Source organism: Streptomyces sp. NPDC005805 (assembly GCF_040630445.1).
In the GTDB taxonomy this organism is placed as follows: Bacteria; Actinomycetota; Actinomycetes; order Streptomycetales; family Streptomycetaceae; genus Streptomyces.
Genome location: NZ_JBEXXN010000002.1, coordinates 211,855 through 233,725 on the forward strand (window position 1 = coordinate 211,855; position 21,871 = coordinate 233,725).

Below are 21,871 nucleotides of genomic sequence, written 5' to 3' on the forward strand. Positions count from 1 at the left end.
GAGGCGACCGCCCCTCGGCGGGCCGCGCCGCCGCTACCGGTGGCCGGGGTGGGGCGGGTGGTGGGGCGCGGATACCGTGGGTGGGTGCGGGGCCGTGGCGTACCCGCTGGTCAACGCCGTAGCGCTGAGCGTCGTCGCCCTGGAGGGACCCCCGTGATCGAGACCGTGCTGCCCGCCGGGGTGCGCTGGGCCGAGGCGTTCGACGACGCGGTGGCGCCGGACTGGTTCCCCGAGGAGGAGGCACTGGTCGCGCGGGCGGTGGCCCTGCGGCGCGGGGAGTTCGCCACGGTCCGCCGCTGCGCCCGGCAGGCGCTCGCGGAACTGGGCGTGCCCCGGGTGCCGTTGCTGCGCGGGCCGCGCGGGGCGCCGCGCTGGCCGGGCGGGATCGTGGGGAGCATGACCCACTGCGCCGGGTACCGGGGGGCGGCGGTGGCGCGGCAGGAGGAGTTCGCCGCGCTGGGGATCGACGCGGAGACCGATGAGCCGGTGCCGGACGAGGTGTGGGACATGGTGGCGCTCCCGGCGGAACGGGAGCAGGCACTGCGCGCCCTCGGCGTACGGGACCGGACGGACGGCGCGGGCCCGGGGCCGTGTCCGGACAAGCTGCTGTTCAGCGCCAAGGAGGCGGTGTTCAAGGCGTGGTATCCGCTCACCCGGGAGGAGTTGGAGTTCCACGAGGCGTCGGTCCGCTTCACGTACGCGACCGCGCGCTCGGGTTCCTTCGAGGCGCGGCTGCTGGTGCCGGGCCCGGTGGTGGGCGGCCGGCGGCTGGACGTCTTCGCGGGTCGCTGGACGTCCGGGCGGGGGCTGATCCTCACGGCGGTCGCGCTGCCGGTCACCGGCTGAGCCGGCCGGGCTCTGGCGGAGCCCGGCCCCCGCCGGAGCCCGGCCGCCCGGGGGCCGGCGTACCCCCGGGCGGCCGGTGCGGGTCAGCAGCTCAGGTTGCCCCCGGGCTCGACGCCGAGGAGCTGGGTGAAGCGCTGGTAGAGGTCGATCCGGCTCTGGACCTGGTGCGGATTGCCGCCGTTGCACTCCAGGGTGCCGTTGATGGCGCGGATGGTCTCGCCGAAGCCGTGGCCGCCCACCATCGCGTCGTGCGGGGTCATCGTGCCGGGCCCGGACTGGGTGTTCCAGTACCAGAGCCCGGTCTTCCAGGCGACGGAGGCGTCGTTCTGGACCAGGTCGGGGTTGTTGAGGAGGTCGATGCCGAGGGCGTCGCCCGCCGCCTTGTAGTTGAAGTTCCAGCTCAGCTGGACGGGCCCGCGGCCGTAGTACTTGTCGTTGCCGGCCGGGCAGCCGTAGGGCTGGCTGGTGTCGCAGTAGTGCGGGTAGTTGGCCTGGTTCTGCTCGACGATGTGGACCAGACCGCCGGTCTCGTGGCTGACGTTGGCGAGGAAGGCCGCGGCCTCCTGCTTCTTGACCGTCTCGCTTCCGGTGTTGGTGAAGCCGGGGTACGCGTCCAGCGCGGCGGTGAGGCCCTGGTACGTGTAGAACGCGTTCCGGTTCGGGAACATCTCGTTGAACTGCGCCTCGCTGACCAGGAATTCGGCCGCGGTGGTGTCGGCTCCGGTGCTGATTCCGGTGCCGGTTCCGGCCTTCTGGGCGGAGGCCGTGGGGGCGAGGGTCAGGGCGCAGAGGGTGGCGGCCGCGCCGGTGGCGGCGAGCATACCGAGGATGCGGGAACGCACGGTGTGGACTCCTGAGGGGTGGGGGTGGTGTGCGGGCGGGCGCGCGGCGGAGTGGGGCCGCCGTGGAGTGCGCGCCGGTGGGGCCGTGGCGGTGCCCGGCGGGCGGGCCGGCCCGCGCGGGGCCGGCCCGAGTGGGCGGGTCAGCCGCCGACGTTGACGTCGAGTTCGAAGAAGCGGCTGTTGCCGCTCGCCGTCCCGGCGGGGAGGCTCACGGCGATGACCGGGGCGAGGGCGGCGCCGACGAGGGCAGCCGTCTTCCTGCTGGCGTGCATGGGGAACTCCTTCACCGTCAGGCCGTTCCGGCTGCGCGCGGCCGTGTGGGGGACCGCGCGCGACGGGCGGGCCTCTCGTGGGTGGGGCCAAGAGGCGCGAAGGTCACGCGCTCCCGCCGTCCGGGCAGGGGGGACTGCTCCCCCGCGAGGGGTCAACTCCCCAAACGGAGCGGCGAGTTCTGCTGGCCTAGACCATACAAGTGGTCGTGAGCGTGTCAAGGGTCTGGACCATTGCCCCAGGCCGCACGCGGGGGAAGCCGGTGCTTGACGTGCGGGCTGAGGCCCGCGTGCGGGGCTGAGCGTGGTCGCGGGCGCGCGGGGGTGGGTGCCGCGCGTCGGACGGCTGGGCGGGGCCGGCCGGGGCAGGATCAGGACCGACGCGCCCCGGCGCGCCGGGTCCGGCCCGGGCCCGGCACCGGGGCGGCCGCCCGAACGGAAGGAGCCCCCTATGAGCGCCCACCTGTCCGAACGCCTCCAGGAGTTGCTGGACGGACCCACCTTCGTCACGCTCGCCACGATCCAGCCCGACGGAAGCCCGCAGGTGACGCCCGTCTGGGCGAAGCGCGACGGGCACGACGTGCTGATCTCCACCACCGTGGACCGGCGCAAGGAGCGCAACCTCCGCCGCGACCCGCGCGCCACGGTGGTCGTCCAGCCCTTCGACGACCCGTACAGCTACGCCGAGATCCGCGGCGAGGTCTCCCTGACGACGGAGGGCGGCCAGGAGCTGATCGACGAACTGTCGCTGAAGTACACCGGCAAGCCCTACGCGGAGTTCAACCCGGCGGCGGGCGAGGACGCGCCGCGGGTGGTGGTGCGGCTCACGCCGCGCAAGGTCGTCGGCCGGGTCTGACGGGGTCACGGGCTCCCGGCCCGGGCGGGGCAGCCGACCGGGCCGGCTGCACGGGCCCGGGCGGGCCGCCGGGCGTCAGGTCCGGGCGTAAGGGCGGGTCATGATCTCCATGTTGTGGCCCGACGGGTCGTCGAAGTACGCCCCGCGCCCGCCGAAGAGGCGGTTGATCCGACCGGGCTCGGTGTGGGACGGGTCGGCGTAGTACGTCACCCCGACCGCCTCCAGCCGGGCGATCATGCCGTCGAAGGCGTCGTCCGGCACCAGGAAGGCGTAGTGCTGCGACTGGACGGGCTCGTCGCGCTGCTCGTAGTAGTCGAGGGTGACGCCGTTGCCGAGGTCGACGGGGAGGAACGGCCCGAAGGGCGCGTCGACCGTCAGCCCCAGGATCGTCGCGAGGAACTCGGCGGACAGCCGCCGGTCCTTCGCGTACACCACGGTGTGGTTGAGATGGACGGTGCCGACGGGCAGTTCGGGTGCCGTCGGCGTGGGCGTGGGGGACTGTTCGTCTGCGGGCATGGGGATACGACTCTCCGGTCTGGGCTTCGAGGAGGGGCGCACGCGCGACGTGCGCGCGGGCCCGGGACTCTGGAAACGGAACACGGAGTACGCCGGCGGACCTCTGGCCCGCCCCGCGCTCACGCCGAGGCCGGGCGCCTCACTCGTGTATGGCCCATGGCCGACCCGGCAGTCACGTGTCCCACGCTACGCGGTGGGCCGGGCACGGGACAACGCGGTTTCCGGCCGCCGGGTCGGGGCCGGGGGCCGGGTCGGGGCCGGGGGCCGGGTCGGGGCCGGGGGCCGCCCGGGCCCGGGGCCGCCCGGGCCCGGCGTCAGGGTCAGGCGTCAGGCGTCAGGCGTCAGGCGACGAGCCGGTTGTTCCCCGCGCAGCCGAACATGGCGGCTTCCATACAGGCCGTGATGGCGACGCGCGTGCCTTCGGCGATGTTGAAGGTCGACGTCAGGGAGGTACCGGAGTCGACCCGCCAGCTCTTGTGCTTCTTCCAGCCGTCCGAGGTGCGGATGTGCAGTGTGAACACCCCCTTCCAGGCCCGCCAGGTGTTGCGCATGATCACCTTCTCGCCCTTGGCCTGGAATTCGACCCGGGCGTACTCCCCCGTGGTCGTCGTGAGGCGGACGGCCCCGCTGACACCGCCGGCGTCGCCGTCGTCCACGTTCCGGGTACAGCTCGGGGTCACGTCCGAGGACGTCGTGTTCGACGTACAGGTGATGGGCACCGGGGCGGCCTGCGCGGGACCGGCCAGCGCGAGCGGCGCGGCGAGCGTGACGGCGGCCGTGGCGAGAACGGCGCTCTTCCTGATCCTGGAACTCACAGTCATGGCGCGGAGCGCAGGCGGGGGCCACCGCCGCACCACGGACCGCGACCGGCCCGCTGACGGCCGGTCGGACACCCTGAGCTGCGGCGACGCACCGGCCCACGCCGTAGGGGCGGGGCACAGGACGGCGCGGAGAGTCACGCTGCTCGGCGCGCGTCGTCATGAGCCCTCCCGCCCGTGCCCCCGGCCCGGGGCGCCACGTTCAGGCGCTGGTCGTCGAGCCCGGACGGACGATCATCAGGACCACGACCACGGCCCACAGCAGGTTGAACACGCCCGTGAGCATGGCGAGTCGGGCGGCGGCGGCGCGGGGCGAGACCGGCGCCGGGGTCGGGGCCGGGCCTTCACCGTCCCCGTCCGCGTCCCCGTCCGCGTCCGCCGTCGCGAGCAGGCGCTCCTGGCCGGGCAGGATGGCCGCGCCCAGCACCACGGCCGCGGCCGTGGTCAGCACGAGGGACACGAGCAGCCACGCGTCCGTGAGCACCCCGAGCTGCGCGCCGGTGGCGATGCCGAAGACCGGGACGGTCACGCCGACGACCGCGTAGACCCGGCAGATCCGGTGCAGGAACGCGGCGGTGACCCAGCCGCCGAGCCCCGGACTCCCGCCGTCCTCCGTCTCCGTCTCCTTGACCACGCGCGGGAAGAGCGAGGCCGCGACCGCGACCGGACCGATCGCGAGGATCGCCGCCAGAACGTGTATCGACAGCAGGAACTTGGTCACCGCGGAACCTCCGGAGACGAGCGGAATGACTGACCGACATATTGGCTGCCAATACATAGCACGCCAAGACAAGACATGTGTAGGCTGGCTACCCATGAGAGGCGACCATGTACGAGGACATCTCGACGGCCTGCTGCTCGCCGCCCTGGAATCGGGGCCGAAGCACGGGTACGCGATCATCACGGCCGTCCAGGAACGCAGCGGCGGCGCGCTGGAGTTGCGCACCGGCACGACGTACCCGGCGCTCAACCGGCTGGAGCGGACCGGGCTGCTCAGCAGCAGGTGGGAATCGGTCGGCGAGCGGCGCCGACGCTGCTACGAGCTGACCGACGCGGGGCGTGCGGCGCTGACCGAGGAGCGCACGTCCTGGCGGGAGTTCACCGCCGCGATCGGCTCGGTGCTGGACCCGCGCCCGCTGCCGGGAGCGGCGACGTGACCGGGCGTACGGGGCGGATCGCCGACGACACCGTCGAGCGGCACCTCGCGGCCCTCGCCACCGGGCTCCACGGGCCCGAGAAGGTCCGCGCCCGGCTGCTGCGCGAGGCCCACGACGGGCTCACCGACGCGGTCGCGGACCTGGTGGACCAGGGCGTCCCCGCGGACCGCGCGGCCGAACGCGCCGTCCGGGACTTCGGCCCCGCCGACGAGGTGCGGCCCGCCTTCCAGCGCGAACTGGGCGTCGCCCAGGCCCGCCGGACCGCGCTGCTGCTCGCGGCCGGCCTGCCGGCGCTGATCGCCTGCTGGTACCTGGCGGGCACCGCCGTCCCCCCGGCGCTGCTGCTCGCGTTCGGCGGTCTCGCGGCGGCGACCGCACTCCTCGCCGCCGGGGCGGCCGTCCTCACCGGCCCCCTGGGGCGGCGCGTCCCCGTCCCGGCCCGGCTGCCCGACGCGGTCGCCTGGACCGCGACCTGCACGAGCGTCGCGCTCGCGGTCGGCGCGCTCTCCCTCACCGCGGTGTCGGTCGCGGCCGGGGACTGGGCGGCCGCGGCGGTCGCCGGGTCGCTCACCCTGGCCGTCCACGCCCGCCTCGGCTCCTCGGCCCGCGCCTGCCGCCACTGCGCGGGGCTCACCACCGCGTCCTGACGGCGGGGTGCGCCCGAGGGCGCACTCCGCCCAGACCGTCTTCCCCGGCCCGCACCGGTCGTCGACGCCCCAGGCCGATGCGAGCGCCTCGACGAGGAGCAGCCCGCGCCCGTGCTCGTCGGCCGGCGCGGGTGCCGCCCCGGCCGGTCGCGGCAGCGGGCGCGCGGGGTGGGTGTCGGCGACCTCGACCCGGACGGTGGCGCGCTCCGCGTCGTACGCGAGCCGCAGGGCGAAGTCCCGCCCGGGGACGCGGCCGTGGCGGACGGCATTGGCGGCGAGTTCTGCGACCACGAGCACCACGGCGTCATGCGCCTCGGTCCCGCGCGGGTGCCCCCACTCGGTGAGCTGATGCGCCGCCAGCAGCCGCGCCAGGCGGGCGCCCCGGCGGGTGGCGGAGAGCCGCTGCGTGAACGTGCTTGCGGGGGCGGATGTTCCGGTTTCCTGTGTGCGCATACCCCACACCCTGGGGCGAAGTGACGGGTCGTCGGCAGGGCCGCCACTGGTACAGATCCAGGTGTATGGGTTCACCCGCTGGACCGGGCGGGTCACTGTACGTGAGCATGGACGGCGCCGGAGCGTGGCGCAGCGCGGACGGCTTTCGGTATGCGGACGGGCCCGGGGCCCGGCACGGAAAGGGCGGCTGCGGTGACGAAGGCGAAGGCGAACGGCGACGGGGAGGCCGGTACGAACTCCGGGGGTGGCGGAGGCGAACCGGAACCGTCGGACAGCCTGCGGACCTTCGGCGCGGTCCTCAAGGCGTTACGGGAGGAAGCCCGTTACACCCAGGAGCAGTTCGCCCCGCTGGTGCGGTACTCGGCGGCGTACATCGCCAAGATCGAGCAGGGGAAGCGGTTCCCTCCGACGGAACTGCTCGACCGCTGCGAGGAGGTCCTCGGCCCGGCCGCCGCGCGCGTCCTCACTGCGGCGGCACGCAGCCTGACGCGACGGGCGGGGCTGGCGAGCTGGTTCCTGGAGTGGGCGGCGATCGAGGAGAAGGCGACATCCCTGTGCACCTACGAGTGCCGCGCCGTACCGGGGTTGCTGCAACCGGAACCCTACGTCCGCGCCCTGTTCGAGCGCAGGCTGCCACCGCTGACGGAGGACCAGTTCGAGCAGCGCGTCGAGGGCCGGTTGGACCGGCAGCGGTTGCTGGTGGAGCGTCCCGGCACGGCCTTCGCCTTCATCATCGAACAGGCGCTCCTCGACCGGGGGCTGGGTGGTCGAGAGGTGACGCGCGCGCTGCTCGACCACCTTCTGGACACCGGACGTCTGCGGAACGTCGAGATCCAGGTGATGCCGCGGACGCAGGAGGAACACGCCGGTTCGACCGGCCCGTTGAGCGTGGCGGAAAGGCAGGACGGCCGCTGGGTCGGCTATGTGGAAGCCCACGATCACAGCATCCTGATCACTGACCCGAAAGCGGTCAGCGCCATGCAGCAGCGCTATGGGAAGATGCGCTCGCAGGCCCTGAGCCACCAGGCGACCGTCGGCCTGCTGGAGCAGATGCGAGGAGCGCTATGAGCACCACCGGGCCCGCATGGTTCAAGAGCAGCTACAGCGACGACGGCGGCGGCAACTGCATCGAGGTCGCCGTGACGACCGGCTCCGTCCTGGTCCGCGACTCCAAGGACACCAGCCGCACACCCCTCGCCCTCTCGCCTGCGGCCTGGACCGCGTTCACCGGCCACGCGCGGGGCGGGGTCGAGACGGGCTGACGGCCTGCGCACGAGAAAGCACCCGGCTACGGCCCCTCCGAAATCGGAGGGGCCGTAGCCGCCGCCATCACAGGATCAGGTCACTTGGACACCTGGAGACTGGCGCTCCATCGAATGCGCTTGTCGGCCTCGATGTGGAAGCGTCCCTTGCGACTCTCGGCCAGGTCCAACTGGTTGACGCTGATCCGGGCTTCCGTGCTCGGGCAGTCGACCGTGAATTCTCCCACGGTGTCGATGGCGATGACGAGCTTGCCCGTACCGGAGTCTGCGACGCAGTTGACGTTCACCCACGAAACCCCCTTGGTGAGCGTGACGGCACCGAGGTCCCACGCACCACGTCGAGGCCCGTCCGCAGCCACCTGCCGATAGCCTGGCTGAATCTCCGGCGGTGTCAGCTTCACGTCCGATACCGGCTTCGACGGCGAGCCCGAGGGGGCGGGCGGAAGTGGCTCGGTCTTGTCCGTCTTCGTGCAGCCGACAACCGTGACTACGGTCGCGATGACGATCGCTGCAGTCGCGGCAGCGCGCGATAGTGAAATCACGAACGGGTCTCCCAATAGCGGAATCCAACAGCCTTGTTGACGACCTTGACGCCACCGCTCGTCCGCTGAGACTTACGGCAATTGGGGAGTTCGTAGTACTTCTCCCACGTTGCCGAGTGCCCCCAGGAGCCGTACTGGGTATTTCCGTACCTGCCGCTTGCCACATTGCGCCGGTACTGGTGATCGGTGCTCCAGCTGACTTCCCTCGCAGACTCCTTGCTGATTTCCGCCTTCGCCTGAGCGACGGCGTAGTCCACCGTCACTCCCGCGGTTCCGGTGACGGACGAGCCCACCTTTTCCGCAGTGGTCCTCGTGATCACCATCGTCCCACCGGGGCCGTCCTTGTAGACGGGCCCCTTGCCAATATGGGTGGCCTTGTAGCAGTACACATTCTTGCGCCAACCGCCGGAGCAGACTTCCGCGGGGGCAGGGTCGGGGCCGCCGTCAGCGGCGAACGCTGCGCCGGGAGTCACGACGGAAGCAGCGATCGCGATCGAGGCCATGACCGCAGAGGATATTCGCATACGCACCATAAAAAGAAGACTCTCCCCGTTTCAACTGTGAAATTTTCTTCGACCCGTGGTCAGCGGGTCGAAAACAGCCAAGCACATGGCGACAAATTCGCTGCGCAGCACCGAAAATCGGTTACCGGACCGTGATCATTTGACAGGAATTTGAGATTCAGGGGTGTGCGATCGCGCCACCGCATCGTGGACTCGACGCGAAATAGCCTTGCTGGAAAACCGTTCACCGTCTTCATTGCGCTGCGAACCGCTCGACCTGCTTCCGCCTCGATCTGGCCTGTGGCTGTGGGCCGTGCGCGCCTACGATCATGGTGAATCGATACGAGACGGCCAAGGAGCTGGGGATGGCACACCTGGTGCAGCGGCTGGTTCTTCCGGCGGACGTGGGCTACCACGCCTTTGCGCTGCAGGAGTCCGACGACGGCGATCTGCCGGTGCCTTTCCCGGACGACTACGAGCAGGGTGTGTTCCTGAACGCGTTCCCGGGCCGACTCGACTTCTACAGTGGCGGGCACACGCATACCGCCGCGCTGACGGTGGAAATGTGGGACGGACCTGCCCAGCCCGAGGATGCCGCCCGCTGGGACGAGCAGGCGGAGGCGGACTTCCGGTCGAGCAGCGGCGAGGTGGCTGTGTGGTCGATGAATCCGGGCCGGACGGAGGAGGTCTTCACGCTCGGCTCGCCGGGACGCTGGCGTGTGCGCGCCCACTGCGCGGGCCGGGCCGAGGCCGCGGCCCTGTCCGAGGGCGAGGGCACCGGCGAGGGCGTGGAGGAGTACCTGCTGCAGTTCTGGCCGTTCAACGGCTGAACCCGCGCCCGGCTTGCGGATCCACTCCGTGGCTCGTGTGCAGAGCCGGCCGCGGGCCATTGCCCCCTGTCAGGTGCGGATCTTCACGACGAAGCCGTCGTTCTCCCCGTCGATGAGGCGGTTCTTGGCGTAGAAGCTGTCTGCGGGGGCGCACGAGAGCAGCGACAGGCCGTGCCTGCCGGCGTTACCGACTTGTTCCGCCGATGGCAGCGAAACGGCACCTGGCACCGGGTCTTCAGCCGACTCCAGTCCCTGGCTGATGCGAAGGGTGCGATCATGTGGGATCTGAGCGTCGATTCCGCGTGCCCCGCATCGGGCCGACCGCGCTTCCGTCCCGATCGGGTGTGTGCTGATAGGGCGTACGCCTCCCGCAAGAACCGCGCATACCCGCGTCGCCGAGGGATCCGCTGCACCATCCCGGACAAGGTCGACCAGGCGCGCCACCGCAAACAGGAAAATACTTCCGATACGCGCCCTAGTTCGAGCCCTGTTGACAGCTCATCCCTTCAGGCGGCGAGCGCCTGGAGGGATGAGCTGTCGAGTACCCAGAAGGCGAGTGGTTCGCGGGCGAACATCGCATCCGATCCGTAGAGGTGCGCTGCCCGGTTCAGGCCGGCAGCGCCGCCAGGTCCGCGAGGAGGCGGGCCGCCTCGGACGGGGCGGTGAGCCACTTGAGGTGGCTGCCGGGGAGGGTGCGGACGTCGTAGGGGTTGTCCGGGGTCAGCTCGTTGCCCTCGCGGATCAGGCGGTCCTGGAGTGCGAGGGGCAGGCTGGCGTCGTCGGCGAGGCGGACATAGGTCTTCGGGATGCGGCCCCAGGTCGCGGCCTGGGCGCGGTCGGCGGAGGTGCCGACGTCGAGGTTCTCGTCGGGCTGGAAGGTGTTGAGGAAGGTCAGGAGCTCCTCGTCGGTGCCGTCCGCGAGGAAGGCGGCCTTGAAGGCGGCGAGGGCCACCGGGTCCGCGGTGCGGAAGTTGACGCGGATCACGCCGAGTTCGGCCGGGTTGGCGCAGGCCGCCAGGCCAGGGACGCGGGGTCGACCGTGGCCATCTCCGGCTCCGCGTAGTAGTCGCCGACGTCGAGGGCGACCGGGCACCAGGCGGAGACGTAGACGATCCGGTCGATCAGGTCCGGCCGCGCGTTGGCCGCCGCGGTGGCCGTGATGCCGCCACGGCTGTGCGAGACCAGGACGACCGGGCCGTTCTCCTTGGCCCGCTCCAGGACCCGGATCAGGTGCGCCGCGTTGTCCGCGAGGGTGACGCCCTTGAGCGCACCGGGCGCGGTGGCCAGCTCGGCCGGGTCCTTCGGGGTCTGGTACGCGTGCAGATAGGTCGCGGCGAAGCCGTGGCCGGGCAGGTCGACGGCGACCGAACGGTGTCCCAGCAGGCCGAGTTCGGCCTGAAGCGGCGCGAAGGAGAAGGAGTTCGCGAACGCTCCGTGGACCAGGACGAAGGTGGGCTGCGCTTGCTGCATAAAGAGCGACTCGCTTTCAGGTCGGTAGGCCGGTAAGTCGACAGGTCGATGGGCTGTGCCGCAGCCGGGCGGCCGGGGGCGGTCACGGGACCGGAGGGAACACCGTCCGCGCGAGCGCCGCGAGGACGATCACGACCGGGAGCACGTACCACCCGCGCCGCAGGTTCACCAGGGCGACGAAGGCCGCCGTGGCGGCCGCGGCCAGGAGTTCGGTGGCCACGGCGAGCACGGCCATGAGCCGCGCGGTGCCGGTGACGGTCGAGTCCCACGGGCCTTCGGCCTCGGTGAGCAGGGCGTTCAGCAGGAAGAATCCGCCGACCGCGTGCAGCACGAGCAGCACCCCGACGCACAGCGCCTTGGCGACGCCCCCGGCGACCGGGCGGCGGGAGGATCGCGTGGTGACGGGGTCAGCCGGCACGGGCCGAACAGCAGTCGTCGTTCCCCGCCATGTTCCGGTCCCCCCTCACGTGATCATGTCAGCGTGATCCTAGGGGCAACACCGTTGCCGGTCACGTGGGTTCACACGCCGGGGGCACCGCCGGTACCGGATCGCGGACAGGACGAAGGTGCTGCCGTTGCCGTCGGGGGGCGCGCCGGCGCGCACCCCTTCTCGATCCCGTGTGCGACGCCTCGATAGCGTGTGGGGGCGAACACCGCAGACGGGCAAGCGCGCCGAAGCCGAGAGCACCGCGGCCGTAGCAAGCCTCACCGGCGATGGATGACGGCTCGGCCCTCACAGGAAGGCGCTGATGAACAGCAGCAGGGCGAAGGCAGCCGTGGCCGCGGCGGCGGTGGGCGCCCTCGTGGCAACCGGAGTGGTGGTGCTCACCGTGGCGCGCGGGGAGGAGCCGGCTCCCCCGCAGACCTCCTTCTGCTGGGGCACGCTGACGTCGGACGACGTGTCCGCACTCGGCGTCGAGCCACGGCAGGAGTACACCTCGCGGGAGGTCGCCCTGAGGGACTCCGCACGGCCCTACTGCGACGTGGCGGACGAGTTCACGCTCACGGTCGACTCGGTGATCTCGGCAACCGACGTGTGGCGCACGGCCGACGAGGTGGCAGCCGAGTCTCCCTTCCGCGCACCGATCGCCGGGGTGCCCGGTTGGGTGAACAGGTCGTACGCCGGCGTCCTGCTTCCGGCTGCCTGCGGCAGGGAGCTGGGACAGGCGGGCGCTCCGTACCTTCAGCTGGATGCCACCAACGACCAGGAGGACGTGTGGAAGGACGGGGTTCTGCAGAAGCGCATGACCGACGTCCTGATGAAGGCGGCCGTCGGACTGACCAAGGAACTCGGCTGCGCGGCGGGGAACTTCGCCTCGCCTCGTACGGCACCGCGGCTGCTCCGGAATGACGGCCTGGATGACGGGAACGCCTGCGGTCTCCGCGGCTTCTCACCGCTCTCGAACGGGCCGTCCGGGCCCACAGCCATTCAATACGCCACGGCGCCCGATGACTTCCGCCTCTGGAGTTGCGCGATCGGCTCCTCGGACGACCCATGGAAGGGGATCGTCCACTTCACGGCCACCCAGGACCCCCGACTGGTCGGCCTCTACGGAGCCGACAGCGGCGGCAAGGAACCCCGGGCGCTTCTGACCTGCGAGGGGAAGCCGACTCTGCTGGAGATGGGCCACTTCTTCGGTGGGGCCGACGCACCCGCGCGCGGCATCCTGCGCGAGGACATGGATCTCTTCGAGGGCTTCGTCGAGGCCGTGACGGACCAGGCGGGGTGCGAGCGGCCCTGACCGCTCCCGTCCAGCCCGGCCGCACGTGTCACCCCGCCCCCGGTTCGCGGACCGCGTACGGGACGAAGGTGCTGCGGTTCTCGTCGACGGCGAGGGGGCGGCCGAGGGGTGGGACCGAGCGCTGGGGGCAGTCGAGGCGTTCGCAGACGCGGCAGCCCATGCCGATCGGGGTCGCGGCGGCCGCGTTGTCCAGGTCGAGGCCGTCGGAGTAGACGAGGCGGGAGGCGTGGCGGATCTCGCAGCCGAGGCCGATGGCGAAGGTCTTGCCCGGTTCGCCCCAGCCGCCCCGGTGGCGGGTGACCGTGCGCGCGGTCCACAGGTAGCGGCGGCCGTCCGGCATGGCGGCGATCTGGACGTGGATGCGGCCGGGTGAGGCGAACGCCTCGTAGACGTTCCACAGCGGGCAGGTGCCGCCCGCTCGGGAGAAGTGGAACGCGGTCGCGGACTGGCGCTTGGACATGTTGCCCGCGCGGTCGACGCGGACGAAGGAGAACGGCACCCCGCGCAGCCGGGGCCGCTGGAGGGTGCTCAGGCGGTGGCACACCGTCTCGTAGCCGAGGCCGAAGCGGTCGGTCAGGCGCTCGATGTCGTAGCGGACCTCCTCGGCCGCCGCGTGGAAGTCCCGGTACGGGAGGATCAGCGCGGCGGCGAAGTAGTTGGCGATGCCGATCCGGGCCAGGGACCAGACGGTCGAGCCCTCGTCGTAGTCCTCGGAGGCGAGGGCGGAGATGCCGTCGGCGTGCTCCAGCAGGGCGAGCTGGGTGGCCATGCGGAACGCCTGCTGGCCCGGGCGCAGTTGGCCGCCCAGGCGCAGGATGCGGTCGCCGGCGTCGTACTGGTGCAGGGCGTCGCCGCCGGTGGCGACGCGGACGCCGTGGCGGTCGGCCAGCCGGGCGGAGAGGGTCCGCAGGACCTCGCCGGGGCGCAGGCCGATGGTCCGGGCCAGCTCCTCGGCGGCGAGGTCGGTCTCGTGGAGGTAGTTCTGGCGGCGGTAGAAGAACTCGCGGATCTCCTCGTGCGGGGAGCGCGGCGCGTCCGGCGGCGGGGCCGCGCCCCGGCCCTCGGCGGCCTCGGCGAGCCGTTCGGCCAGGGCGTGGCCCCGGCGGCCGAGGTCGAGGAGGACGCCCGCGACCGCCGGCATCCGGGAGGCCAGCTCGGCGAGGTCGGCGGCGGAGACGCGGCCGGCCTCGACCTCGCCCGCGAGGGCCTCGCGGAGGTCGGCGACCATACGGGTGGTGTCCCGTTCGGAGAAGAAGCCCGGGTCGACCCCGAAGACCTCGGTCAGGCGGAGCAGCACCGGCACGGTCAGCGGGCGGGCGTCGTGTTCCATCTGGTTGAGGTAGCTCGGGGAGATGGCGAGCATCCGGGCCAGTTCCGCCTGGCCGAGGCGGCGCTCCTCGCGGAGCCGGCGCAGCCGTGCCCCGGCGTAGGTCTTGCTCACGTCCGCCTCGTCTCCCTCGTGCCGGTCCCGTCCGGCCCCGTCCGGCTCTGGCTCGTCCCGTCCGGCTCCTGTCGGGCTCTGGCTCGCCCGGTCCGGCCGACTCGCGCGCGAACCGGTTCCGCGGCCACCGGGGCCCGGCGCCGGGCCCATCCGATCGTAGGCCCGATCCGGCCACCCCGACCATTGGCAAAGTTGGCAAAACACCGCTCCCGCCTTCACAGAAGTTGGCAGAGGTCCACGGTTGATGGCACTCAGTGCCAGTGCCAGAGTCGTACTGCGGCCCGCCGGACCCGGTTGCCGAGCCGGTCGGGAAGACAGCGATTTCATGCCCTGACGTCGCCTTCCCGACCTCTCCCAACGGACACCGGCGCACATTGCTCACCTCTCCGCGCCTCGGGACCGGGGCCGGGGAGCCTCCCGGCGGGTCGCGCTGACGACAGACACAGCGGCACTGCACGGCACTCAGTGACATCACGTGACACCCATCCGCTCCGTTCACAAAAGCGAGCGGTTCACACGACCCGGGAGACGGTCATGGCACAGGCAGACACGACGACGGCGGCCCAGGACCTGGCACGGCGGTGGGCCGAGGACCCGCGCTGGGCGGGCATCGAGCGCACCTACGGCGCCGAGGACGTGATCCGGCTGTCCGGCAGCGTCCGCGAGGAGCACACCCTCGCCCGCCGGGGCGCCGAGCGCCTGTGGCGCCAGCTCCACTCCCAGGACTACATCCACGCCCTCGGCGCGCTCACCGGCGGCCAGGCCGTGCAGATGGTCAAGGCGGGCCTCCAGGCCATCTACCTCTCCGGCTGGCAGGTCGCCGCCGACGCCAACCAGGCCGGTCACACCTACCCGGACCAGAGCCTCTACCCGGTCAACTCGGTGCCGCAGGTCGTCCGCCGGATCAACAACGCGCTGCTGCGCGCCGACCAGATCGCCACGGCCGAGGGCGGCACCGACACCACCGACTGGCTGGCGCCGATCGTCGCCGACGCCGAGGCCGGCTTCGGCGGCCCGCTGAACGCCTTCGAGCTGACCAAGGCGATGATCGCGGCGGGCGCCGCGGGCATCCACTACGAGGACCAGCTCGCCTCCGAGAAGAAGTGCGGCCACCTCGGCGGCAAGGTCCTCGTGCCGACCTCGCAGCACATCCGCACCCTCAACGCGGCCCGCCTCGCCGCCGACATCGCCGATGTGCCCACCCTGATCGTGGCCCGCACCGACGCCCTCGCCGCCAACCTGATCACCAGCGACGTGGACGAGCGCGACGCGCGGTTCGTCACCGGCGAGCGCACCTCCGAGGGCTTCTACCGGGTCCGCGGCGGCATGGAGCCCGTCATCGCGCGCGGTCTCGCCTACGCGCCCTACGCCGACCTGATCTGGGTCGAGACCGGCACCCCGGACCTCGCGCAGGCCCGCGAGTTCGCCGAGGCGATCCACGCGCAGTACCCGGACCAGATGCTCGCCTACAACTGCTCGCCGTCCTTCAACTGGAAGGCCGCGCTGGACGACGACCAGATCGCCAAGTTCCAGCGTGAGCTGGGCGCGATGGGCTACCGCTTCCAGTTCATCACCCTGGCCGGCTTCCACTCCCTCAACCACGGCATGTTCGACCTGGCGCGCGGCTACGCGGAGCACGGCATGACCGCCTATGTCGACCTCCAGGAGCGCGAGTTCGCCGCGCAGGCGCAGGGCTTCACGGCCGTCCGCCACCAGCGGGAGGTCGGCACCGGCTACTTCGACCAGATCTCCACGGCCGTCAACCCGGCCTCCTCGACCACCGCGCTGACCGGCTCCACCGAGGAGGAGCAGTTCCACTGACCGACGCGTGACGGGCGCGTGACCGGCCGCCCGGCCGGTCCACCGCGCGGGAGGCGCCCGGCCCGGTCCGCCGACCCCGCCGACGCCCTCCCGGCGCCGTCCGGCGTCGCCGCGCCGCGCCGGACCGCAGATCCCCGGGGTGCCCGGCACCGTCCCGCCGGCACCCCGGGAACCGGACGACCGTCCGCCGCACGCTCCCCGGCACCGGGCCGGGCGGGCCGGCGGACCCGGCCCACGCCCCGACCCCCGACCCCCGACCGGGACGCCCTCGTACCGGATGCCCCCGGTTCCGGCCTCGTACCGGACGCCGAGCGTCCACCGTGGCCCGCGGCCCCGCCTCCCGGCGCGGCCCCCGTGCTCTTCCCCTCAGGAGTACCGCATGTCCACCAGCACCGTTCCCGCCCCCGTCCCCGCGCCCGAGCCCCTCGCCGCCGCGCCCGCCCCGCACGTCCAGGTGCTCGCCGCGCCCGGCGAGCGGCACGAGGAGATCCTCACGCCCGAGGCGCTGGACTTCGTGGGCGCCCTGGTCGGCGCGTTCGCCGAACGCCGCACCGAACTCCTCGGGGAGCGCCGGCGCCGGGCGTCCCGCCTCGCCTCCGGGTCGCCGTTCGAGTTCCCGATCGCGACCTCGGCCGTCCGCGCGGACGACTCCTGGCGGGTCGCGCCGCCCGCGCCCGGACTCACCGACCGCCGGGTGGAGATCACCGGGCCCCCCGAGCGCGGGATGGCGGTGCGCGCCCTCAACTCCGGCGCGCGGGTGTGGATGGCGGACTTCGAGGACGCCACCGCCCCGACCTGGGAGAACGTCATCGGCGGCCAGCTCGTCCTGCTGGACGCGATCGAGCGCCGCATCGACTTCACCAGCGCGGACGGCAAGGAGTACCGGCTGCGCACGGACGGGGACCTGGCCACCATCACGGTCCGGCCGCGCGGCTGGCACCTGACCGAGGACCACCTGCTGGTGGACGGGCGCCCGGCGCCCGCGTCCCTGGTCGACTTCGGCCTGTACTTCTTCCACTGCGCCCGGCGCCAGATCGCCGCCGGCCACGGCCCGTACTTCTACCTCCCCAAGCTGGAGAACCGCTATGAGGCCCGGCTCTGGAACGACGTGTTCGTCCTGGCGCAGGAACTCCTCGGCATCCCGCGCGGCACGGTCCGGGCCACCGTCCTCATCGAGACGATCACCGCGGCCGTGGAGATGGAGGAGATCCTCCACGAGCTGAGGGAGCACAGCGCCGGGCTCAACGCGGGCCGCTGGGACTACCTGTTCAGCCTGATCAAAACCTTCGGGCACCGCACCGACTTCCTGCTCCCCGACCGGGCGCAGATCACCATGACCGCGCCCTTCATGCGCGCGTACACCGAACTCCTGGTGCGCACCTGCCACCGGCGCGGCGCGCACGCGATCGGCGGGATGGCCGCCCAGGTCCCGAGCCGGGACCCGGAGGCGCACGAGGCCGCGCTCGCCAAGGTGCGCCTCGACAAGGAGCGGGAGGCCGAGGACGGCTTCGACGGCTCCTGGGTCGCCCACCCGGGCCTGGTCCCGCTCTGCCGGGAGGTGTTCGACGGCGTCCTCGGCGAGCGCCCGCACCAGCTCGACCGCACCCGCGACGACGTTGCCGTGACCCCGGCCGACCTGCTGGCGGTCCGCCGGATCAGCGCCCCGCCCACCCCGGAGGGCGTGCGCGGCAACATCGCCGTCGCGCTGCGCTACTTCGACGCCTGGCTGCGGGGCGCGGGCGCGGTCGCCCTGTACGGGCTGATGGAGGACGCGGCGACCGCCGAGATCGCCCGGGTCCAGATCTGGCAGTGGCTGCGGCACCGCGTCGTCGACCGGGAGACCGTGCTGCGGCTGCTGGACGAGGAGTGCGAGGCGCTGGGCCGCGAGTTCCCGTGGGCGGCGGTGGAGGAGGTCCGGGCGCTGTTCGAACGCACGGCGCTGGAGCGGGAGTTGCCGCCGTTCTTCACGCCGGACGCGTACGCGCGGCACCTGGTGCGTCACGCCGGGCACGCGGGCGGCGCGCGATGACCGGGGCGGGGGCCGCGGGCGGGGGCGCGTCCGGGGCGGGGGCCGGCGCCGCGTCCGGGGGCGCGTCGGGGGCGGGGGCCGGGCCCGGAACGGGGGGCGGGCCCGGGCCCGAGGCGGCGGCCATCCGGCGGGTCGGGGTGGTCGGCGGCGGGCAGATGGGCGTCGGCATCGCCGAGGTGTGCGCCCGGGCCGGACTGGACACCCTCGTCTGCGAGGCCGACGCGATGGCCGCCCGGGCCGCGCGGGAGCGGACCGCGATGTCCCTGGAGCGTGCGGTGCGGCGCGGCAAGCTGGACCGCCTCTCGGCCGAGGACGCCCTCGCCCGGACCGTGTTCACCGCCGACATGGACGCACTGGCGGACCGTCAGCTCGTGGTGGAGGCGGTGGTCGAGAACGCGGCGGCCAAGACCGAGGTCTTCGCCGCCCTCGACAAGATCGTGGCCGATCCGGAGGCGGTCCTCGCCACCAACACCTCGTCCATCCCCGTGATGCGCCTCGGGATGGCGACCGGCCGCGCGGACCGGGTGGTGGGGCTGCACTTCTTCAACCCCGTACCGGTGCTGCCGCTGGTCGAAGTGGTCACCTCGCTGCACACCTCGCCCGCCACGGCCGCCGCGGTGGAGGACTTCGCCACGCACACCCTGGGCAAGACGGTGGTGCGCGCGCAGGACCGGGCCGGTTTCGTGGTCAACGCGCTGCTGGTGCCGTACCTGCTGTCGGCGATCCGGATGGCCGAGTCCGGGTTCGCGACCGCGGCCGACGTGGACGCCGGGATGGAGCTGGGCTGCGCCCATCCGATGGGGCCGCTGAAACTCGCGGACCTGATCGGGCTCGACACGGTGGCCTCGATCGCGCAATCTCTGTACGACGAGTTCAAGGAGCCCCTGTACGCCCCTCCCCCGCTGCTCCAGCGGATGGTGGAGGCCGGCCTGCTGGGCCGCAAGAGCGGGCGGGGGTTCCACACCTACGACCGGGGGTGACCCCGGGACCTGCGACCGGGGGCGACCCCGGGCGGAAACGGCCGGGGTTGAGGGACCCCGGTGCGAGGCAGCCGGGACCTGAGGGGGTCCGTACGCTGCCGCTGTGGAGGCGGGCGCGGGGCGGTACGAGTGAGCCGCCCCGCGCCCGCCGTGCGTCCCACGCCCGCCGTGCGCGCCGCGCCCGTCGCCCGGCCCGCGGGAGGCCACCGCGTCCCACGCCCGCGTCCGCCACGTGGACGCCCTACCCCGCCGCGAGGCGGCGGCGTCTAGGCTGTTCCGTGCAGCTGGTTCGCCCCGTCAGCCAGGCGGGATGCGTCGCAAGAGGGAACCCGGTGGGAATCCGGGACTGCCCCGCAGCGGTGAGCGGGAACGAACGCCGTCACATGCACTGGGTCCCAGCGGGGGCCCGGGAAGCGACGGCCAGTAGGTGGCCTGACGTACGTCGTCAGGGCGTGCCCGCGAGTCCGAAGACCTGCCACTGCCCGTGCGCGACAGTCGCGCGCGGAGATCTCGGTGACCTCGCGGGTGGGTCGGCGGCAGCGGTGGCACGGTCGTCCGTGCGCCCGCTCCTTCGTGTACCCGTGGCGTGGCCGGGGTTGTTCACACAAACTCGCGAAGGAGAGTTCCGTGACACCGAAGTCCGCAGCCGCGGCAGCAGGCGCCACCGTCTACGGCTACCCCCGCCAGGGGCGGAACCGGGAACTGAAGAAGGCGATCGAGGGGTACTGGAAGGGCCGGGTCACGGCCGGGGCCCTGCACGAGACCGCCGCCGGTCTGCGCCGCACCCACTGGCAGCGGCTCGCCGCCGCCGGCGTCCACGAGGTCCCCACCGGTGACTTCTCCTTCTACGACCACGTCCTGGACACCTCCGTCATGGTCGGCGCGATCCCCGAGCGGCACCGCGCGGCCGTCGCCGCGGACGCCCTGGACGGCTACTTCGCCATGGCCCGCGGGACCCAGCAGGTCGCCCCGCTGGAAATGACCAAGTGGTTCGACACCAACTACCACTATCTGGTGCCCGAGTTGGGCCCGGACACCGTCTTCACGGCCGACTCGGCCAAGCAGGTCGCCGAGCTGACGGAAGCCCTGGCCCTGGGCCTCACGCCCCGCCCGGTGCTCGTCGGCCCCGTCACGTACCTGCTGCTCGCCAAGCCCGCCCCCGGGGTCGCCGCCGACTTCGACCCGCTGACCCTGCTGGACCGGCTGCTGCCGGTGTACGCGGAAGTCCTGGCCGACCTGCGGGCCGCCGGCGCCGAGTGGGTGCAGCTCGACGAGCCCGCCCTGGTGCAGGACCGCACCCCGGCCGAGCTGAACGCCGCCACCCGCGCCTACCGCGACCTCGGCGGGCTCGCGGACCGGCCGAAGCTGCTGGTCGCCTCCTACTTCGACCGGCTCGGCGACGCCCTCCCGGTCCTCGCCAAGGCCCCCGTCGACGGTCTCGCCCTGGACTTCACCGGGCCCGCCGCCGCCAACCTGGACGCCCTCGCCGCCGTCGGCGGACTGCCCGGCAAGCGGCTGGTCGCCGGTGTCGTGGACGGCCGCAACATCTGGATCAACGACCTGGAGAAGTCGCTGACCACCCTCGGCACCCTGCTCGGGCTGGCCGGCCGGGTCGACGTCTCGGCGTCCTGCTCCCTGCTGCACGTCCCGTTCGACGCGGCCGCCGAGCGGGACATCGACCCGCAGGTGCTGCGCTGGCTGGCCTTCGCCGAGCAGAAGACCGCCGAGATCGTCACCCTGGCCACCGGGCTGTCCCGCGGCACCGGCGCGATCGCCGCCGAACTCGCCGCCAACCGGGCCGACCTGGCCTCCCGCGCCGGCTCCCCCATCACCCGGGACCCGGCCGTGCGCGCCCGCGCCGCCGCGATCACCGACGCCGACGGCCGCCGCTCCCAGCCGTACGCCGACCGCACCGCCGCCCAGCGCGCGCACCTCGGCCTGCCGCTGCTGCCGACCACCACCATCGGCTCCTTCCCGCAGACCGCCGAACTGCGCACCGCCCGCGCCGACCTGCGCGCCGGACGGATCGACACCGCCGGGTACGAGGACCGCATCAGGACCGAGATCCAGGAGGTCCTCTCCTTCCAGGAGAAGGCCGGGCTGGACGTCCTGGTGCACGGCGAGCCCGAACGCAACGACATGGTCCAGTACTTCGCCGAGCAGCTCACCGGCTATCTGGCCACCCAGCACGGCTGGGTCCAGTCGTACGGCACCCGTTACGTCCGGCCGCCGATCCTGGCCGGGGACATCTCCCGCCCCGAGCCGATGACGGTCCGCTGGACGACGTACGCGCAGTCGCTCACCGGACGGCCCGTCAAGGGCATGCTCACCGGCCCGGTGACCATGCTCGCCTGGTCCTTCGTCCGCGACGACCAGCCGCTCGGCGAGACCGCCCGCCAGGTGGCGCTGGCCCTGCGCGACGAGGTCGACGACCTGGAGGCGGCCGGCACCTCGGTGATCCAGGTGGACGAGCCGGCGCTGCGCGAGACCCTGCCGCTGCGGGCGGCCGACCACGCCGCGTACCTGGCGTGGGCGACCGAGGCGTTCCGCCTGACCACCAGCGGGGTGCGGCCGGAGACGCAGATCCACACGCATATGTGCTACGCCGAGTTCGGGGACATCGTCCAGGCCATCGACGACCTGGACGCGGACGTGATCAGCCTGGAGGCGGCCCGCTCGCACATGCAGGTCGCGCACGAACTGGCCGCCCACGGCTACCCGCGCGAGGCCGGTCCGGGTGTGTACGACATCCACTCGCCCCGGGTGCCGGACACGGCGGAGGCCGCCGCACTGCTGCGCACCGGGCTGAAGGCGATCCCGGCCGAGCGGCTGTGGGTGAACCCGGAC

22 protein-coding genes, 3 pseudogenes and 1 riboswitch are annotated in these 21,871 nt (G+C 72.8%); of the genes and pseudogenes, 13 read left to right on the top strand and 12 right to left on the bottom strand.

What is annotated here, in order from left to right; translation table 11 throughout:
• Nucleotides 1-153: 153 nt before the first annotated feature.
• Nucleotides 154-846, top strand: a complete 693-nt coding sequence (locus ABZ457_RS02525; protein ID WP_359153038.1) for a 4'-phosphopantetheinyl transferase superfamily protein — start codon at nucleotides 154-156, stop codon at nucleotides 844-846.
• Nucleotides 847-929: 83 nt separating this feature from the next.
• On the opposite strand, the gene ABZ457_RS02530 is transcribed toward ABZ457_RS02525, so the two are convergent.
• Nucleotides 930-1,688, bottom strand: coding sequence for a chitinase (locus ABZ457_RS02530; RefSeq protein WP_359153040.1), 759 nt, complete (start codon nucleotides 1,686-1,688; stop codon nucleotides 930-932).
• A gap of 140 nt (nucleotides 1,689-1,828) precedes the next feature.
• Nucleotides 1,829-1,960: a hypothetical protein gene (locus ABZ457_RS02535; protein ID WP_359153042.1), complete on the bottom strand. Its 132-nt coding sequence runs from the start codon at nucleotides 1,958-1,960 to the stop codon at nucleotides 1,829-1,831.
• Between the two features lie 448 nt (nucleotides 1,961-2,408).
• Here ABZ457_RS02535 and ABZ457_RS02540 point away from each other — a divergent pair, with 448 nt between their 5' ends.
• On the top strand, nucleotides 2,409-2,813 hold the full coding sequence (locus tag ABZ457_RS02540; RefSeq protein WP_359153044.1) for a PPOX class F420-dependent oxidoreductase: 405 nt from the start codon (nucleotides 2,409-2,411) through the stop codon (nucleotides 2,811-2,813).
• A gap of 75 nt (nucleotides 2,814-2,888) precedes the next feature.
• Here ABZ457_RS02540 and ABZ457_RS02545 read toward each other — a convergent pair whose 3' ends face one another.
• From ABZ457_RS02545 to ABZ457_RS02555, 3 genes are all read right to left on the bottom strand, one after another.
• Nucleotides 2,889-3,329, bottom strand: coding sequence for a VOC family protein (locus tag ABZ457_RS02545; protein WP_359153046.1), 441 nt, complete (start codon nucleotides 3,327-3,329; stop codon nucleotides 2,889-2,891).
• Nucleotides 3,330-3,670: 341 nt separating this feature from the next.
• Nucleotides 3,671-4,150: a hypothetical protein gene (locus tag ABZ457_RS02550; RefSeq protein WP_359153048.1), complete on the bottom strand. Its 480-nt coding sequence runs from the start codon at nucleotides 4,148-4,150 to the stop codon at nucleotides 3,671-3,673.
• A 199-nt stretch (nucleotides 4,151-4,349) separates the two neighbouring features.
• A complete protein-coding gene (locus ABZ457_RS02555) occupies nucleotides 4,350-4,868 on the bottom strand; it encodes a hypothetical protein (RefSeq protein ID WP_359153050.1) in 519 nt (172 codons plus the stop codon).
• Nucleotides 4,869-4,962: 94 nt separating this feature from the next.
• On the opposite strand from ABZ457_RS02555, the gene ABZ457_RS02560 reads away from it, so the two are divergent.
• The gene (locus ABZ457_RS02560; protein WP_359153052.1) at nucleotides 4,963-5,304 is read left to right on the top strand and encodes a helix-turn-helix transcriptional regulator; all 342 of its coding nucleotides are present in this window, start codon (nucleotides 4,963-4,965) and stop codon (nucleotides 5,302-5,304) included.
• Nucleotides 5,301-5,951, top strand: coding sequence for a permease prefix domain 1-containing protein (locus tag ABZ457_RS02565; protein WP_359153054.1), 651 nt, complete (start codon nucleotides 5,301-5,303; stop codon nucleotides 5,949-5,951). Before ABZ457_RS02560 ends, ABZ457_RS02565 begins: the two co-directional genes overlap by 4 nt.
• Nucleotides 5,952-5,969: 18 nt before the next feature.
• On the opposite strand, the pseudogene ABZ457_RS02570 reads toward ABZ457_RS02565, so the two are convergent.
• A pseudogene (locus tag ABZ457_RS02570) lies at nucleotides 5,970-6,404 on the bottom strand (ATP-binding protein); the annotation flags it as partial.
• Nucleotides 6,405-6,596: 192 nt separating this feature from the next.
• Here ABZ457_RS02570 and ABZ457_RS02575 point away from each other — a divergent pair.
• Both ABZ457_RS02575 and ABZ457_RS02580 read left to right on the top strand, forming a co-directional pair.
• Nucleotides 6,597-7,472, top strand: coding sequence for a helix-turn-helix transcriptional regulator (locus tag ABZ457_RS02575; RefSeq protein WP_359153056.1), 876 nt, complete (start codon nucleotides 6,597-6,599; stop codon nucleotides 7,470-7,472).
• On the top strand, nucleotides 7,469-7,666 hold the full coding sequence (locus tag ABZ457_RS02580) for a DUF397 domain-containing protein (protein WP_359153058.1): 198 nt from the start codon (nucleotides 7,469-7,471) through the stop codon (nucleotides 7,664-7,666). The genes ABZ457_RS02575 and ABZ457_RS02580 overlap by 4 nt, the downstream gene beginning before the upstream one ends.
• 80 nt (nucleotides 7,667-7,746) lie before the next feature.
• Here ABZ457_RS02580 and ABZ457_RS02585 read toward each other — a convergent pair whose 3' ends face one another.
• Nucleotides 7,747-8,208 (bottom strand): hypothetical protein, encoded by a 462-nt coding sequence (locus ABZ457_RS02585; protein ID WP_359153060.1) that lies wholly within the window; start codon nucleotides 8,206-8,208, stop codon nucleotides 7,747-7,749.
• A complete protein-coding gene (locus ABZ457_RS02590) occupies nucleotides 8,205-8,711 on the bottom strand; it encodes a hypothetical protein (RefSeq protein ID WP_359153062.1) in 507 nt (168 codons plus the stop codon). Before ABZ457_RS02590 ends, ABZ457_RS02585 begins: the two co-directional genes overlap by 4 nt.
• A 365-nt stretch (nucleotides 8,712-9,076) precedes the next feature.
• Here ABZ457_RS02590 and ABZ457_RS02595 point away from each other — a divergent pair, with 365 nt between their 5' ends.
• Nucleotides 9,077-9,541, top strand: coding sequence for a hypothetical protein (locus tag ABZ457_RS02595; RefSeq protein ID WP_359153064.1), 465 nt, complete (start codon nucleotides 9,077-9,079; stop codon nucleotides 9,539-9,541).
• Between the two features lie 69 nt (nucleotides 9,542-9,610).
• Here the strand turns inward: ABZ457_RS02595 and ABZ457_RS02600 are convergent, their stop codons facing one another.
• The gene (locus ABZ457_RS02600; RefSeq protein ID WP_359153066.1) at nucleotides 9,611-9,769 is read right to left on the bottom strand and encodes a hypothetical protein; all 159 of its coding nucleotides are present in this window, start codon (nucleotides 9,767-9,769) and stop codon (nucleotides 9,611-9,613) included.
• A gap of 73 nt (nucleotides 9,770-9,842) precedes the next feature.
• Here ABZ457_RS02600 and ABZ457_RS02605 point away from each other — a divergent pair.
• A pseudogene (locus ABZ457_RS02605) lies at nucleotides 9,843-9,997 on the top strand (IS5/IS1182 family transposase); the annotation flags it as partial.
• 151 nt (nucleotides 9,998-10,148) lie between these two features.
• On the opposite strand, the pseudogene ABZ457_RS02610 reads toward ABZ457_RS02605, so the two are convergent.
• A pseudogene (locus ABZ457_RS02610) lies at nucleotides 10,149-11,011 on the bottom strand (alpha/beta hydrolase).
• Between the two features lie 82 nt (nucleotides 11,012-11,093).
• On the bottom strand, nucleotides 11,094-11,429 hold the full coding sequence (locus ABZ457_RS02615) for a hypothetical protein (protein WP_359153068.1): 336 nt from the start codon (nucleotides 11,427-11,429) through the stop codon (nucleotides 11,094-11,096).
• Between the two features lie 331 nt (nucleotides 11,430-11,760).
• Between ABZ457_RS02615 and ABZ457_RS02620 the strand changes: the two genes are divergently transcribed.
• On the top strand, nucleotides 11,761-12,753 hold the full coding sequence (locus ABZ457_RS02620; protein WP_359153070.1) for a hypothetical protein: 993 nt from the start codon (nucleotides 11,761-11,763) through the stop codon (nucleotides 12,751-12,753).
• Nucleotides 12,754-12,781: 28 nt separating this feature from the next.
• Here the strand turns inward: ABZ457_RS02620 and ABZ457_RS02625 are convergent, their stop codons facing one another.
• Entirely contained in the window at nucleotides 12,782-14,194 is a 1,413-nt protein-coding gene (locus tag ABZ457_RS02625; protein WP_359153072.1) for a short-chain fatty acyl-CoA regulator family protein, read from the bottom strand.
• A gap of 534 nt (nucleotides 14,195-14,728) precedes the next feature.
• On the opposite strand from ABZ457_RS02625, the gene aceA reads away from it, so the two are divergent.
• From aceA to metE, 4 genes are all read left to right on the top strand, one after another.
• Nucleotides 14,729-16,015, top strand: a complete 1,287-nt coding sequence (gene aceA, locus ABZ457_RS02630) for an isocitrate lyase (RefSeq protein WP_359153074.1) — start codon at nucleotides 14,729-14,731, stop codon at nucleotides 16,013-16,015.
• Nucleotides 16,016-16,394: 379 nt separating this feature from the next.
• The gene (gene aceB / locus ABZ457_RS02635) at nucleotides 16,395-18,044 is read left to right on the top strand and encodes a malate synthase A (protein ID WP_359153076.1); all 1,650 of its coding nucleotides are present in this window, start codon (nucleotides 16,395-16,397) and stop codon (nucleotides 18,042-18,044) included.
• Nucleotides 18,041-19,024: a 3-hydroxybutyryl-CoA dehydrogenase gene (locus tag ABZ457_RS02640; protein WP_359153078.1), complete on the top strand. Its 984-nt coding sequence runs from the start codon at nucleotides 18,041-18,043 to the stop codon at nucleotides 19,022-19,024. Before aceB ends, ABZ457_RS02640 begins: the two co-directional genes overlap by 4 nt.
• A gap of 268 nt (nucleotides 19,025-19,292) precedes the next feature.
• Nucleotides 19,293-19,519: riboswitch (cobalamin riboswitch) on the top strand.
• 132 nt (nucleotides 19,520-19,651) lie between these two features.
• Nucleotides 19,652-21,871: 5-methyltetrahydropteroyltriglutamate--homocysteine S-methyltransferase (gene metE, locus ABZ457_RS02645; RefSeq protein WP_359153080.1), on the top strand; the 2,220-nt coding region annotated here is incomplete at its 3' end.

Coding starts and splice junctions, on each gene's coding strand:
- ABZ457_RS02535 (WP_359153042.1), bottom strand. CDS start 1,960: ATGCACGCCAGCAGGAAGACGGCTGCCCTCGTCGGCGCCGCCCTCGCC.
- ABZ457_RS02540 (WP_359153044.1), top strand. CDS start 2,409: ATGAGCGCCCACCTGTCCGAACGCCTCCAGGAGTTGCTGGACGGACCC.
- ABZ457_RS02545 (WP_359153046.1), bottom strand. CDS start 3,329: ATGCCCGCAGACGAACAGTCCCCCACGCCCACGCCGACGGCACCCGAA.
- ABZ457_RS02550 (WP_359153048.1), bottom strand. CDS start 4,150: ATGACTGTGAGTTCCAGGATCAGGAAGAGCGCCGTTCTCGCCACGGCC.
- ABZ457_RS02560 (WP_359153052.1), top strand. CDS start 4,963: ATGAGAGGCGACCATGTACGAGGACATCTCGACGGCCTGCTGCTCGCC.
- ABZ457_RS02580 (WP_359153058.1), top strand. CDS start 7,469: ATGAGCACCACCGGGCCCGCATGGTTCAAGAGCAGCTACAGCGACGAC.
- ABZ457_RS02590 (WP_359153062.1), bottom strand. CDS start 8,711: ATGGCCTCGATCGCGATCGCTGCTTCCGTCGTGACTCCCGGCGCAGCG.
- ABZ457_RS02595 (WP_359153064.1), top strand. CDS start 9,077: ATGGCACACCTGGTGCAGCGGCTGGTTCTTCCGGCGGACGTGGGCTAC.
- ABZ457_RS02620 (WP_359153070.1), top strand. CDS start 11,761: ATGAACAGCAGCAGGGCGAAGGCAGCCGTGGCCGCGGCGGCGGTGGGC.
- aceA (WP_359153074.1), top strand. CDS start 14,729: ATGGCACAGGCAGACACGACGACGGCGGCCCAGGACCTGGCACGGCGG.
- aceB (WP_359153076.1), top strand. CDS start 16,395: ATGTCCACCAGCACCGTTCCCGCCCCCGTCCCCGCGCCCGAGCCCCTC.
- ABZ457_RS02640 (WP_359153078.1), top strand. CDS start 18,041: ATGACCGGGGCGGGGGCCGCGGGCGGGGGCGCGTCCGGGGCGGGGGCC.